The organism is Caulobacter sp. FV1ye13L (genome assembly GCF_058681155.1).
In genome coordinates, this window is record NZ_CM178732.1 from 2,273,613 (window position 1) to 2,287,476 (window position 13,864).

At 68.0% G+C, this 13,864-nt stretch carries 13 protein-coding genes; 8 read left to right on the forward strand and 5 right to left on the reverse strand.

Annotated elements, in window-relative coordinates:
- Nucleotides 1-170: 170 nt before the first annotated feature.
- From ACW176_RS10875 to ACW176_RS10890, 4 genes are all read right to left on the reverse strand, one after another.
- A complete protein-coding gene (locus ACW176_RS10875; RefSeq protein ID WP_492109133.1) occupies nucleotides 171-2,474 on the reverse strand; it encodes a glycoside hydrolase family 3 N-terminal domain-containing protein in 2,304 nt (767 codons plus the stop codon).
- A gap of 168 nt (nucleotides 2,475-2,642) precedes the next feature.
- A complete protein-coding gene (locus ACW176_RS10880) occupies nucleotides 2,643-3,002 on the reverse strand; it encodes a DUF6481 family protein (protein WP_419254571.1) in 360 nt (119 codons plus the stop codon).
- Between the two features lie 101 nt (nucleotides 3,003-3,103).
- Nucleotides 3,104-3,313 (reverse strand): cold-shock protein, encoded by a 210-nt coding sequence (locus tag ACW176_RS10885; protein WP_062148160.1) that lies wholly within the window; start codon nucleotides 3,311-3,313, stop codon nucleotides 3,104-3,106.
- A gap of 363 nt (nucleotides 3,314-3,676) precedes the next feature.
- On the reverse strand, nucleotides 3,677-4,015 hold the full coding sequence (locus tag ACW176_RS10890) for a hypothetical protein (RefSeq protein ID WP_419320470.1): 339 nt from the start codon (nucleotides 4,013-4,015) through the stop codon (nucleotides 3,677-3,679).
- A 337-nt stretch (nucleotides 4,016-4,352) separates the two neighbouring features.
- Between ACW176_RS10890 and ACW176_RS10895 the strand changes: the two genes are divergently transcribed.
- From ACW176_RS10895 to ACW176_RS10905, 3 genes are all read left to right on the forward strand, one after another.
- A complete protein-coding gene (locus tag ACW176_RS10895) occupies nucleotides 4,353-5,024 on the forward strand; it encodes a response regulator transcription factor (protein WP_419320471.1) in 672 nt (223 codons plus the stop codon).
- 31 nt (nucleotides 5,025-5,055) lie between these two features.
- Nucleotides 5,056-6,462 carry a sensor histidine kinase gene (locus ACW176_RS10900; protein WP_419320473.1) on the forward strand — a complete coding sequence of 469 codons (1,407 nt, stop codon included), beginning with the start codon at nucleotides 5,056-5,058 and terminating at the stop codon, nucleotides 6,460-6,462.
- A 123-nt stretch (nucleotides 6,463-6,585) separates the two neighbouring features.
- Nucleotides 6,586-7,806: an FAD-dependent oxidoreductase gene (locus ACW176_RS10905; protein ID WP_492109134.1), complete on the forward strand. Its 1,221-nt coding sequence runs from the start codon at nucleotides 6,586-6,588 to the stop codon at nucleotides 7,804-7,806.
- On the opposite strand, the gene ACW176_RS10910 is transcribed toward ACW176_RS10905, so the two are convergent.
- Complete coding sequence (locus ACW176_RS10910; RefSeq protein ID WP_492109135.1) at nucleotides 7,776-8,666, reverse strand: M56 family metallopeptidase; 891 nt, start codon at nucleotides 8,664-8,666, stop codon at nucleotides 7,776-7,778. The genes ACW176_RS10905 and ACW176_RS10910 overlap by 31 nt on opposite strands.
- A 129-nt stretch (nucleotides 8,667-8,795) precedes the next feature.
- Between ACW176_RS10910 and ACW176_RS10915 the strand changes: the two genes are divergently transcribed.
- The 5 genes from ACW176_RS10915 to ACW176_RS10935 are packed head-to-tail and all read left to right on the forward strand — an operon-like array spanning nucleotide 8,796 to nucleotide 13,826.
- The gene (locus ACW176_RS10915; protein ID WP_492109136.1) at nucleotides 8,796-11,702 is read left to right on the forward strand and encodes a bifunctional [glutamine synthetase] adenylyltransferase/[glutamine synthetase]-adenylyl-L-tyrosine phosphorylase; all 2,907 of its coding nucleotides are present in this window, start codon (nucleotides 8,796-8,798) and stop codon (nucleotides 11,700-11,702) included.
- A 51-nt stretch (nucleotides 11,703-11,753) separates the two neighbouring features.
- Nucleotides 11,754-12,188, forward strand: a complete 435-nt coding sequence (locus ACW176_RS10920) for an EF-hand domain-containing protein (protein ID WP_492109137.1) — start codon at nucleotides 11,754-11,756, stop codon at nucleotides 12,186-12,188.
- 30 nt (nucleotides 12,189-12,218) lie between these two features.
- Nucleotides 12,219-12,779 carry an RNA polymerase sigma factor gene (locus tag ACW176_RS10925; RefSeq protein WP_419320482.1) on the forward strand — a complete coding sequence of 187 codons (561 nt, stop codon included), beginning with the start codon at nucleotides 12,219-12,221 and terminating at the stop codon, nucleotides 12,777-12,779.
- A 13-nt stretch (nucleotides 12,780-12,792) separates the two neighbouring features.
- Complete coding sequence (locus ACW176_RS10930; RefSeq protein WP_492109138.1) at nucleotides 12,793-13,221, forward strand: hypothetical protein; 429 nt, start codon at nucleotides 12,793-12,795, stop codon at nucleotides 13,219-13,221.
- Entirely contained in the window at nucleotides 13,218-13,826 is a 609-nt protein-coding gene (locus tag ACW176_RS10935) for a periplasmic heavy metal sensor (protein ID WP_492109139.1), read from the forward strand. Before ACW176_RS10930 ends, ACW176_RS10935 begins: the two co-directional genes overlap by 4 nt.
- Nucleotides 13,827-13,864: the final 38 nt, after the last annotated feature.

Genomic DNA, 13,864 nt, shown 5'->3' on the forward strand with positions numbered 1-13,864 from the left:
CCTTGCGTCGCGCTAGGCCAGGCAAGGATTTTACAATGGTTTACAGTCGGGTCGAGCCGCTTTCATTCGGGGGTTGAGCCGAGGCGAGCTGGAAAGGTGTTGCGCGCAGGGGTTGGATGTCTTCCGCGCAGCGTCGGCGGCGATCAGCGACGGTAGCGCAGGCTCGTCCATCATCTCACCGACACCCGGGTGAGCAGCGACGCGGCGGGCTCCAATGTGACGGCCGAGCCGGTGATGGTGAAGCTTCCTTTCAGGCGGATGTCTTCAGAGGACGCGCCCACCATCACATCGATGCGCCCGGCCTCGACGCGCCATTGGTCGGCGGTCTTCCAGAGGGCGGTCTGCGTGGCATGCAGATGGAAGGTGACCTTGCGAGTCTCCCCGGGCTTCAGGGTCAGGCGGACAAAGCCGCGCAGCTCCTTGACCGGCCGGGCGACCGAGGCGACCGGATCGCGCATGTAGAGCTGCACGACCTCGTCAGCGGCGATCTTGCCGGTATTGGTCACCGACAGACTGATGGCGGCGGACTGGTCCGGCCCGATGCTGGGCTTGTCGATGGCAAGGTCCGCATAGGCGAAGCTGGCATAGCTCAGCCCGTGGCCAAACGGGTAGAGCGGTCCGATTGCCACATCGTGGTAGCGGGCGCTGTCCTTGGCCAGGTCCGGATCGGCCGGGCGGCCCGAGGGCATATGGGCGTAGAAGGTCGGGCTGGTCCCGGCGTTGCGCGGCAGGCCAGCGGGCAGGCGGCCGGCAGGTGAGACCTTTCCCATCAGGATGTCGACGATGGCGGGGCCGCTTTCGACACCCAGGAACCAGGTTTCCAGCGCGGCGCCGGCCTTGCCCAGGATATCGGCCAGGGCGAGAGGGCGGCCGTTCATCAGCACCACCACGACGGGCTTGCCGGTCGCCAGCACGGCCTGGGCCAGTTGCGACTGCACGCCGGGCAGGGTGATCTCAGAGCGGCTGCGAGCCTCGGCGCTATGGTCATAGTCCTCGCCGATCACCAGCAGCACGACGTCAGCGGCCTTTGCGGCCGCGACGGCGGCGGGAATGCCCGAGGCGTCGTCCCCGCGCGGCGCGGCGCCGGGCTGGTAGTCGAGGGTCGCGCCGGACTGCTCGCGCAGGGCGGTCAGCAGGGTCTTCACGTCGCCGACCTGTCCCCGTGCGCGCCAAGAGCCCAGGGCCGAGGAGGCGTCGTCGGCCAGGGCTCCAATCACCGCGATGCGCTGGCCCGCCGGTGACAGGGGCAGCAGACCGCCCTCGTTTTTCAGCAGCACGATCGCCTTGCGGGCCGCCTCGCCCGCGATGGCGCGGTGGGCGGGAGAGTTGAGTTCGGTCTTCTCCCGGCCCGCGTCGCCGAAGCGGAAGGGGTCCTCGAACAGGCCCAGCCGCGCCTTGGTCGCCAGCACCCGGCCGACGGCCTGGTCCAGATAGGGCGTCAGCGAGGGATCGGCGGCGACCGCTTCCTTCAGATGGCCGGCATAGACGCCGCTGGCCATGTCCATGTCGACACCGGCCTTGAGGGCCAGGGCGGCTGCCTGGGCCGGGGTTTCGGCGACACCGTGATTGATCAGTTCCAGGATGGCGTTCCAGTCGCTGACCACCAGGCCCTGATAGCCCCACTGGTCGCGCAGCTGGCCGCTTACCAGGGCTTGGTTGGCGGTGGTGGGCACGCCGGCGATGTCGTTGAAGGCGGTCATGAAACTGCCCGCGCCGGCCCGCGCCGAGGCGTGGAAGGACGGCATGTAGACTTCCTGCAGCGTGCGCTCCGAGAGGTCGGCGCTGTCATAGTCGCGGCCGCCGATGGCCGCGCCATAGGCCCCGAAGTGCTTGGCGCAGGCCAGGATCGCGTCCTTGCCGGACTGGTCGTCGGTCTGCAGACCCAGGATCTGGGCCTCGGCCATGCGCGAGCCCAGATAGGGATCCTCGCCCGCGCCCTCGACGATGCGGCCCCAGCGCGGGTCGCGGGCGATGTCGACCATCGGGGTGAAGGTCCAGTGCAGGCCGCTGACCGAGGTCTCGATGGCCGCCACCCGCGAGCAGGCCTTGACGATGTCGGGGTCGAAGGTCGCGGCCATGCCCAGCGGCACGGGGAAGATGGTGCGGAAGCCGTGGATCACATCGATGCCGAAAAGCAGCGGGATCTTCAGCCGGCTTTCCTCGACCGCCACCCGCTGAAGCTCGCGCAGGAAGTCCGCGCCGGCCACATGAAGGTATGAGCCGATGCCGCCTCTGCGCACCAGGTCCAGCTGGGCCGCATCGATCCTGGAGTTCAACGCCCTTTGCCGTCCACCGGGCGCCTGGTTCAGCTGGCCAATCTTCTCGTCCAGAGTCATCTGGGCGATGAGCGTCTTGATCAGGACTGAGTGCCGGGAAAGAGGCGCGACCGAGGCGCGGGCCGCGCCGGCGAAGGCGAGGGCGGTGACCCCGGCCAGCAGAGCGCGGCGGTTGGGTCCTGTGGCGATTGCCGACATTCCTGGTCTCCCGTAGCGGCCCCTGCAAAGCGGAGCTCTTTGATGTCCATCCGGCCGGGGCCGTGGCGGCGCACTACAGAAGTTCGCAGGTCTGACAACGCTGTCAAATACTGATCGTAAAAAGGCCGGAATGACCCGGCCTTCATCATGCTTGTTTTGCGCGGTGAGCTAGTTGCGAGCCTTTCGGGCGGCATACTTGCTGTCGCGCTTGGCCTTGGCCTCGGCGCTGGACAGAGCCTTGCGTTCCTTGGTGGCGCCACGCTTGAGGCTGAGAACGGCGGCGGCGCTGTCGGCGATGGCTTGTTCGGCGGCCTGGATCTTGTCGGCCACGACCTGGCGGGCGGCGGCGCGTTCTTCGGCGCGATCAGCGCGAACTTGCTTCAGTTCGGCGGCCTTGACGGCTTCGCGGCTCTCGAAGTTCGGATCGACGACGGCGGGCTTGGGCTTGAACTTCTCAAGCAGCGCCTTCTTGGCGTCGGCGGCGGTCTGGAGTCTGGTGGAGAAGTTGGTGCGCAGAGTTTCGTTCATGAGGCCTCGAATTGTGAAGGGGGAGAACCCCGTGTGTCATTCGAGGTTGATCGTCAGGAAGCCAGGCTGGAGCGCGGGACGAACCCGCGCTCCGATTAGGCTTAGGCAGCTTGAAGCTGGCCGGCCGACATCTTGCCGCTGCGCTGATCGCGCTCGAGTTCGTAGGACAGCTTTTGGCCTTCGTTCAGCGAACCCAGGGTCGAACGCTCGACCGCCGAGATGTGCACGAACACGTCCGCGCCGCCGTCGTCAGGTTGAATGAAGCCAAAGCCCTTGGTGGAGTTAAACCACTTCACGGTACCGGTCGTCATGATGGTCACCTTTCAGGTGAATAGGGCCGCGCGGCTCGAATGTGAGCCGCGTGATCAAATTTTCGGAGAGGATCGTGATGGGCTCGAAGCTCGATCCTGAGATAAAGCGTTGGAGAGCAATCGAACCAAATCGTCATTTAATACGCACACCATACTCGAAAAATATCGGGGGCGCAACGTCTGTAAAATGGAAGAAAATTCGGAACGGTCTTGGAGTTCTGGGAAAATAAAATCGGCCTGGAATATTTTGCACGGCTGAGCCGAAATTTCATCAAGCTTGGCCGGTGCGCATGACGGCAGGTGCGAGACTTTTCTACGGGCCATCGATTTGCACGCGCCAGCGCGCAGGCGCGGCTCAGCCAACTAGGCGCGCGCCGTCTTGGCGACGGCCTTCGCGCGCAGGACCTTGGCCTGTTCCGGCGCGACCTGTTCGAAGATCACGGCCAGGTGCTGCTCCTTGGCGTGATCGTTGTGCAGGTCCCAGGCCAGCGAGATCGGCAGGCGCAGGCGCGAGCCGCCATCCAGCCGAACCACCAGCACCCGCCAGCTGAAGCCTTCGCCCGCTTCACCCAGCGGATCCTTGAACTCCAGCGGTGCCGGATCGCGCAGCATGAAGTCTCGCTCAGGCCTGGCGTCGAACCAGGCCTTGTCGGCCAAGGCGGTGACGTCGGCGACAACCTTGCCGGAGAGTTTGCGGGCCATGGTGTCGGGGGCTCCTTGACGAGGGCGCTCTGTAGCAATCTCGGTGGCCCAGCGCCATCGCGTCCGGCTCGCCCCCTTGCCTCGGGGGGCGGCGGGATCAACGGCAAGGGTCTGGTCATTGTCGCCAACCGCGATCGCCCCATCCTGAACGAAGCCGCCCTGAAAGACCTTTGCGCCTGCAACGCCTGCCTGGCAGTGCGGGCGGGACGATTTTTGTCTGTCCAAGGTTTAAGGGACGGACCGTCCCAAAACCGGTATCCATCGCCAAGGATCGCGTCCGAGGGTCGAATCGGGAGAACGTCAGTTTTCCGTTCGTGGGCGCATGAGGGACTGGCTGATGCGTATTCTGATCATCGAAGACGATATCGAGGCGGCGGGCGCGATGGCCCACGGTCTCACCGAGGCTGGCTATGACTGCGTCCACGCGCCCGATGGCGAAGCGGGCCTGAAGGAAGCCGGCAAGGGCGGCTTCGACGTCCTGATCGTCGATCGCATGATGCCCAAGAAGGATGGTGTCGAGGTCGTCGAGACCCTCCGCCGCGAAGGTGACAATACGCCGGTGCTGTTTCTGTCAGCCTTGGGCGAGGTCAGCGACCGCGTGGTGGGCCTGAAGGCCGGCGCCGATGACTATCTGGTCAAGCCCTACGCTTTTGCCGAGCTGATGGCCCGGGTTGAAGCCCTGTCGCGTCGTCGCGAGACCGGCGCCGTGGCCACCACCCTGAAGGTGGGCGAGCTGGAAATGAACCTGATCAACCGCACCGTCCATCGCGCCGGCAAGGAGATCGATCTCCAGCCCCGCGAGTTCCAGCTGCTGGAATTCATGATGCGCCACGCCGGCCAGTCGGTGACCCGCACCATGCTGCTGGAGAAGGTGTGGGAATACCACTTCGACCCGCAGACCAACGTCATCGACGTGCATATCTCGCGCCTGCGCAGCAAGATCGACAAGGGCTTCGACCGCCCCATGCTGCAGACCGTGCGCGGCGCGGGCTACCGGCTCGATCCCTAGGAGATAGGGCGGTTCGCCGCCGAGATCCGTCATGCGTCTGCCGCGCCTTCTCCGCACCACGCCGTTCCGGCTGACCCTGCTGTTCCTGGCCCTGTTCGCGGCGGCCGCCAGCGCGTTCCTGGGCTATATCTATGTGGCCACGGCCGGCGAGGTGAACCGCCGCGCCGACGCCGAGATCAGCCGCGAGATGGAGAGCCTCGAGGCCGCCTATCGCCAGGGCGGCGTCAACGCCCTGAACCAGACCATCGTCGAGCGCGCCACCGGCGAGCGGCCGTTCCTGTATTTTCTGGCCGACAAGACCGGCAAGCGGATTTCCGGCTCGATCGAAGCCTCACCGCTTGATGACTTCGAGGGCGACGGTCCCAGCTGGTCCAGCTTCAAGGTCACCGAGGTCGATCTCGACGGCGCCGAGGTGCGCAACGCCGCCCGTGGCGTGCAGGAGCGCCTGACCGGCGGCGAGGTGCTGTTCGTCGGCGCCGACGTGGCGGCGTCGGAAGGCTATGTCCGCAAGATCGTCCGGGCGCTGTGGGGCGCCGGGGCGCTGGTGATCATCCTGGGTCTGGCCGGCGGTGTCCTGATCAGCCGCAACGTGTCGCGCAGCATGCAGGGGCTGGTCGACCTGGTCGCCGCCGTGCAGGCCGGCGACCTGCACGCCCGCGCCAAGGTGCGCGGCGCGCGCGACGAGTATGACGAGCTGGCCGAGGGCCTCAACGACATGCTCGATCGCATCGAGCGACTGATGGGCGGCCTGCGCCACGCCGGCGACGCCATCGCCCACGACCTGCGCTCGCCCCTGACCCGTTTGCGCGCCCGTATGGAAGTGGCCCTGATCGACGCCGAGAACGGCAAGGGTGATCCGGTCGCGGCGCTGGAAACCGCTCTGCAGGACGCCGATGGCGTGCTCAAGACCTTCAACGCGGTGCTGGCCATCGCTCGCCTGCAGGCCGCCGGTCAGGCGCCCGACCAGCAGAGCTTCGACTCCTCGGAACTGGCCCGCGACATGGCCGAGCTCTACGAGTTCTCGTGCGAGGACAAGGGCCTGGACTTCAAGGCCGAGATCACCCCGGCCCTGAACATCCGCGGCAATCGCGAGTTCATCGCCCAGGCCCTGGCCAACCTGCTCGACAACGCCATCAAATATACCCCGTCGGGCGGGGCGATCATGCTGCGGGCGCGCCGCCGTTCGTCCGGCGAGCTGGAATTCTCGATCACCGACACCGGCCCCGGCGTGCCCGACGAAGACCGCGCCCGCGTCGTCCAGCGTTTCGTGCGCCTGGAGAACAGCCGCAGCGAGCCGGGCGCCGGCCTTGGCCTGTCGCTGGTTCAGGCTGTTGCCGCCTCGCACGGCGGCCGGCTGGAACTGGCCGAAGGGCCGGGCGAGTACAACGGCATGGGCCCTGGCCTGCGGGTCGCCCTGGTGCTGCCCCGGGTCGAATAGCGGGCAGGGCGCCGGTTTAGGCGGCGCACTTCCCCGTAACTGTGGACGAGCGCGGGTTCGGGGTCGAACCGCGTACGGCGCTGGTCCAGAATGGCGTTCCAATTCACGGGCGCGAGGACCGGCGTGACTTTCGAAACCGACGCGATACGCAACCGGCGCGGCTTCCTGGCCGGGCTTGGCGGTCTGGGCCTGCTCGGCGTGGCCGGCTGCGCGCCCGGCCAGATCGCACGTCCCGGCCTGGTCGCGGGACTGGGCGATTTCGACGCCGTGCCCCGCCTGGCGCCGATCCGGATGAAGCCGGACCGCATCTCGAAGATCACGGTCTGCCTGCGCCCGTTCCGCAAGGCCGGGCCGCGTCTGGACGTCGAGACCGTGGGAGACAAGACCGTCGTCCACAACTATGGCCATGGCGGCAGCGGCTGGTCGCTGTCGTGGGGTTCGGGAACCATCGCCGCGAAGAACGCCATGTCGACCGGCGAACGCGACATCGCCGTGATCGGCTGCGGCGCCCTGGGCCTGACCACGGCCACCCTGCTGCGGCGGGCCGGGGCCAATGTCACCATCTATGCCAGCGAACGCACGCCTGACACCCGCTCGGCCCGGGCCACCGGCACCTGGTCGCCCGACTCCCGCATCGCCGCCGTGGGCGCGACCGCGCCGGGGTTCGAGGCGCAGTGGGAAGAGATGTGCCGGACCTCCTACAAGGCCTACCAGACCTATCTGGGCATGGCGGGCAATCCGGTGGAGTGGACCGACCGCTACACCCTGTTCGACGCGCCGCCGGGACCGGGGCGCGCCACGCCGCATGACCCGAATGGCGTGCAGTTCGTCGAATATGTCGAGCGGGTGCGCGACATCACCCCGCGTGGCATGGACCTGGCGGCGGGCAGCCACCCGTTTCCAACGCCCTATGCGCGGCGCGGCGCGTCGATGCAGTTCAACATCGCCGAATACGCCCACCTGCTGATGACCGACTATCTGCTGGCCGGCGGCAGGATCGAGACCATGACCTTCCACACCCCCGCCGATCTGGCGGTGCTGAAGCAGAAGGTGGTGGTCAACTGCACCGGCTATGGCGCGCGGGCGCTGTGGAAGGACGAGAGCATCATCCCCGTGCGCGGTCAGATCGCCTGGCTGATCCCCCAGCCCGAGGTCAATTACGGCCTCTACTACAAGGGCGTTTCGATCCTGGCCCGGCGTGACGGCATTGTCGTCCAGCAGGTCGGTCAAACCGAGGCCTGGGGCTATGACGACGACAATGAAACCGCCAGCCGGAGCGAGGCCGAGGAGGCCATCGCCACCATCGCGGCGCTCTACGGTCGGCCGAAGCCCCGGGCGGCCTGATCTGCGTACATCCGGTTCATATCGATCGACGGGGCCAGATCGCTATAGACGATCCCGCGCGGGGCGATGCTCCAGACCGCCAGGAAGGACGCCAGACCCAAGGCTGTCAGGGCGATGAAGCCGGCGATCTCGCGTCGGCGGCTGGGCTCGAGGCGACTCAGGAAAGCGACCCGCAGGATCAAGGGGTGCGTGCCCCAGCCGCAGGCCAGCGGCGAGGCGGCGCCAAAGCGCGACACTTTCAGCAGCGCCTTGGCGTAGTCGGCGCGGATGTCGCTTTTCAGCGACAGCACCGTGGCGTCGCACGCCAGTTCCTGGTCGATGCGGGCAAACACCGCGCCGAGATGAACCACAGGATTGCACCAGCCCAGGACCCGGCATCCGGCGATAGCCAGATTGGCGATAGGGTCGCCCCGGCGGATATGCGTGCGTTCATGCAGCAGGATCAGGTCGCGTTCGCGGGTGTTGAATCGCGCCTCGAAGTCATGGGGCAGGATGATCCGGGGCCATAGGGAGCCCATCACGGCGGGGCCGGCCTTGCCCTTGGCCGCCGTGCGCCGGAAGGCGTGCTCCTGCCACAGCATGAAGCCGGCGAAGACTGCGGCCCCGATGAGCCACGCCGCCATAACTTTCATCGCCAGACCCGGCGCCAAGGGCGCGGTTGGAGCGCCGACTTCCAGGGTCTCTGCGAGGCTGGGAAAGACGCTTGCGGCGGCGGCGACAGGCACGATCGCCCACAGCCCATAGGCGAGGCGGGGACCAAACAGCCGGCGGACCGGAAGGCGGAGCAGCAGCACCAGCACAACGCCGGCCGCCGCCGCGATCTGAACCCGCGTCAGCGCCAAGGCGAGCAGTTCGAACATCATCGCGTTCCCCGTCGATGCGCCACCCGTTCCGTCCCGCCGGGTTCAGCGCTGCAATGGTTACAACTGTAATATCGCGCGTCAAGCGTGTGTCTTGCCCAGGTCGCGCCAGCGGGCCACGGTGTCGCCATGACTCGCCTGCTCGAACGCCTCGCCCCGTGCGGTCCCATCGCCGATCCCAAGGCCGCCGAGCGCGCCCATGAGGCGATCCTCAAGCGGGTCGGTGACGCGTCGGCAAACATCGAGGCCGCCTGGCCGGCCCTGGCGCCGGTGTTCGGCGCCTCACCCTATCTGGCCAGTCTTGCCCGCCGCGACGCCCGACGTCTGCCGTCTATCCTTGAAGCCGATCCTGACGCGCGGCTGACGGAGATCCTGTCCGCCGCCGACGCTGTCGCCGCTGAACTCGACTTCGAGGTTGCGCGCCGCGTGCTGCGCGAACTCAAGGCCGACCTGCATCTGCTGACCGCGCTGTGCGACCTGGGCGGCGTCTGGGATCTGGACGCCGTCACCGGCGCCCTGACGCGCTTCGCCGACGCCACCCTGCGCGCCGCCCTGGCCCAGGCCGTCCGGCTGGAGGTGGATCGCGGCGCCCTGACCCATGTGGGCGACGCCGAGGCTGGGCCTGCGCCGGGCCTGTTCTGCATCGCCATGGGCAAGCACGGGGCCTTTGAGCTCAACTATTCGAGCGATATCGATTTCTCGATTTTCTACGCGCCGGAAAAGCTGCCGGTCGCCGAAGGGGTCGAGCCGCAGGGCGTGGCGGTCCGCATCGCCAACCATCTGGGGCGCATCCTGCAGGAGCGCACGGCCGACGGCTATGTGTTCCGTATCGACCTGCGCCTGCGTCCCGACCCGTCCTCGACCCCGCCGGCCATGCCCGTCGACGCGGCCATGGATTATTACGAGAGCGTCGGTCAGAACTGGGAGCGCGCCGCTCATATCAAGGCCCGGATCGCGGCCGGAGACATCAAGGAGGGCGAGGCCTTCCTGGCCGGGCTGCAGCCCTTCATCTGGCGACGGAACCTGGATTTCGCGGCCATCGCCGACATCCACTCGATCAAGCGCCAGATCCACACCTACAAGGTCGATGACCGCCTGACCGCCAAGGGCGCGGATCTCAAGCTGGGTCGCGGCGGCATTCGCGAGATCGAGTTCTTCGTCCAGACCCAGCAGCTGATCCTGGGCGGGCGGCAACCGGACCTGCGCGGCCCGCGCACCCTGGACGCTTTGCTGGCCCTGTCGGCGGCGGGACACGTCACGCACGAGGACGCCGACTGGCTGGCCAAGGCCTATCAGGAACTGCGAGCGCTGGAGCATCGGGCCCAGATGATCGCCGATGACCAGACCCACAAGCTGCCGGAATCCGACACCGACCGGAAGAAGGTCGCGGCGCTCTGGAACCACGACAACCTGCGCAGCTTTGATGCGACCGTCGGCAAGATCCTGAAGGGCGTGAACCTGCGGTATGGCCGCCTGTTCGCCGGCGAGGAGGAGCTGTCCTCACGCTTTGGCAGTCTGGTCTTCACCGGCGTCGAGGACGATCCGGAGACGCTCGCCACCCTCAAGCGCATGGGCTTTTCCAGCCCCGAGCGGGTCGCCGCCACCATTCGCAGCTGGCACCATGGCCGCATCGCCGCCACCCGCACCGAGCGCGGGCGCGAGCTGTTCACGCGTCTGGCGCCGCGGCTTCTGGACGCCGCCAACGCTACCGGCGCGCCGGACACCGCCTTCAACCGCTTCGCGGACTTCTTCGCGTTGCTGAGTTCGGGCGTGCAGATCCAGTCGCTGTTCCTGGCCCAGCCCCGCCTGTTCGAACTGATTGTCGAGGTCATGGCCTTCGCCCCGCGCTTGGCGGCCACCCTGGCGCGGCGTCCGACGGCGCTGGACGCCCTGCTGGACCCCGCCTTCTTCGGCCCCATGGCGGTTCCAGAGATCGCGCCCTGGGATCCCGAGGATTTCGAGGGCGCGATGAACGCCGCCCGCCGCCTCTTCCGTGATCAGAGCTTCCGGATCGGTGTGCGGGTGATGAGTGGCACCGCCGGGGCCAGCGATGTGGGTGCGGCCTTCGCGGGGTTGGGCGACCTGATCGTCGGGGGCCTGGCGCCCGCCGCCTTGGCGGAGACCGTGCGCATCGGCGGCGCGTTTCCTGGCGAGGTCGCCGTGGTGGCCCTGGGCAAGGCCGGCTCGCGCGAGATGACCGCCAAGTCGGACCTCGACCTGATGACGCTCTATGCGGTCGATGATCCCGCCGCCCAAGGGGGGGCGGTTTCGTCGATCAAGAGCTGGAGCGCCGACAGCTTCTACGCCCGCTTCACCCAGCGCCTGACGTCGGCCCTGTCGGCGCCGACAGGGGAGGGCACGCTCTATGAGGTGGACCTGAAGCTGCGGCCTTCGGGGACAAAGGGGCCGGTCGCTGTCAGTTTTGCCGCCTTCGAGGACTATTACGCCCGCGAGGCCGAGACCTGGGAGCTGCTGGCCCTGACCCGCGCCCGGGTGATGTGGGCCAGCTCGCCGGCCTTCCAGGCTCGCGCCGAGGCGGCCATCGAGGCCGCTCTGCGCCGCTCGCGCGATCCGGTGAAGACCGCCGCCGACGTGCTGGAGATGCGCGAACTGATGGAGCAGGAGCGTCCGGGCAAGGGTGTGTGGGACCTGAAGCTGACGCCTGGCGGCCTGGTGGATATCGAATTCGTCGCCCAGTTTCTGCAGCTCAGGCACGCCGCCGACGGTGGCCCCCTGGCGCAGAATACTGGCGAGGCGCTGGCGGCGCTCAGGGCGGCGGGTCTGGCCGATGACGCGGCCCTGGCCTGCCTGGAGACGGCCTGGCGGCTGGAGCAGGACCTCTCGCAGCTGATCAAGGTGGCGCTGGAGGACGGCGGGGATCCTGACAGCGAACCCAAGGCCTTCAGGGCCTTGCTGGCGCGAGCGGGGCATGTCCGGGAATTCCGCTCGCTGAAGACCAAGCTGGCCAAGGCCAAGGTCGAGGCGCGTGCGGCGTTCGAGACGATCATGCGCCGCGACGGAAAAGCTGGAGCCTGACGTTCAAAGGGCATGGGGACGGGCTTTCGACGCCTTGGAGACGCAAGTCACATGCTGAAAATTACACTGATCGCGGCCGGTTCGGTCGTGCTGCTCGCCGGCCCAGCTATGGCGGCGCCGAAGGGCGCGGCCGTGCTGGACGCCAATGCTGACGGCAAGGTCACCCTCGCCGAATTTCAGGCCGGACGCGGCGGCCAGATGATGGCGCACCTCGACGCCGACAAGGATGGCAAGCTGTCGCGCGAAGAATTCTCGGCGATGCGCAAGCCCAGGCCAGATGCTCCGGCCGCCGACGCTGGTCCGGCCGGGAAGGGCGCCGAGCGGATGTGGGCGCGCGTGGACGCCGACAATGATGGCTTCCTGTCACGCGGCGAGATGGATGGCTTTCTGGTCAACCGTTTCAAGCGCATGGACGCCGACAATGATGGTGCGCTGAGCCTCGCGGAGTTGAAGGCGGGCGCCGACAAGGCGAAGGTCGGGATCTGATTGATGTGTTCACGCGCGGCGAGGTGAGGTTTGGCGGCCGAGGGGAGCGATCCCGACGAGGCGCTGCTGACAGGGGTCGGCCGGGGGGACCCGGCCGCCGTTCGCCAGCTGCTGGACCGACGCTTGCCGCGCGTTCTCGCCCTGGCTCGCCGCATGCTGAACGACCCCTGCGAGGCCGAGGACGTGGCGCAGGAAACCTTCGTGAGAGCCTGGAAACAGGCGCGCTCCTGGCGGCCGGGCGGAGCGAAGTTCGATACCTGGCTGCACCGGGTTGCGCTGAACCTCTGCTACGATCGCCTCCGCCGCCGCCGCGAGGTGGTCACGGCCGAGCCGCCGGAGCAGGTGGACACGGGGCCCGCGCCGGACGCCGGCCTGTTGGGTGCGGATCTGTCGCGGCGGGTCGAGGCGGCGCTGGCGGCCTTGCCCGCGCGTCAGCGCGAAGCCATCGTGCTCTGCCACCACCAGGGCTTGGGCAATATCGAAGCCGCCGCGCTGATGACCATCAGCGTCGAGGCGCTGGAAAGCTTGCTGGGACGGGGCCGACGGGCGCTCAAGGCCTCGCTCGCCGACCTGGCGGGGTCTGGGCGATGAAGGAGATGGCGTCATGACCATGACCGTCGAACGGTTCGCCGATCTGGCCGAAATCTATGGTGGCGACGTGGCCCGCTGGCCGGAGGCCGAGCGCGAGATCGCGCGCGCCCTGCTGGCCGCTGAACCCGTGCGTCTGGAAGCGGTGCTGGCCGATGCGGCGCGGCTGGATCGTCTGCTCGACCTCGCGCCCGCCCAGTCCGCCGACGCAGCCCTGATGGGGCGGCTGATCGCGGCGGCTCCGCGGCCGGCAAGCGCCATGCAGCGCTGGCTGGCCGGCGCCGGCGCCGCGCTTGGCCTGGGCGTTGCCGCTTTGGCGGGCGTCGCGGTCGGCGTGGCGATCGGTCAGGCTGATCACGGGCGCGCGCCTCAGGGCCAGAGCGTGATCGCTGCTGATTTCACCACAGACCTTTCCGAGGCCCTCGAGGAGCCCGCCGCCTTATGACCGTGTCCCGTTCGCTGCTGATCGGCCTGATCGTCTCGGCGGCGCTCAACGTGTTCCTCGTCGGCGGTGTCGTTGGCGTGCTGTGGGTGCGTCAGACCCCGCCGGCGCCGGCGGTGGAGTCAGCGTCGCTCCCGCCTGTCGGGCCTGTGACGGATGAGGTCGCGCCGCCGGTTCCGTCCGCGCCGCCCCTTCTGCGACCACAGCCGGCACCAGCCGCAGGGGGGAGCGCGTCTCAAGGTGAAGCGCAGGCGCGGCCGCCGCTGTGGATGGCGGGCAGGGGCCTGTCGCAGGAGAGTCGTCAGAATCTACGCCGCACCTTGCGGGAGGCCAATCAGCGCAATCAGCCGATTGTCCGACAGGCTCGTGGCGAGCGGCAAGCGGCCCTGCGGGCCTTTAAGGACGAGTCCTATGACGCTGCCGAGGTCGCCAGGCGCCTCGCCGCCGCGCGGACATTGGATGTCCAGGCGCGCGGCAATGTCGAGACGGCTCTGGCCAATTATGCCGCCACCCTCTCGCCTGGCGAGCGGGCGACTCTGGGGGATGGCCTCGCCGAGGTCTATGCGCCCCGCCAGAGGCAGGCGCAGGCCGCCGCCAAAATGAATTGACCGTTTGGCGTAACCAAAGCGCGTGTTGTTGCGTATCT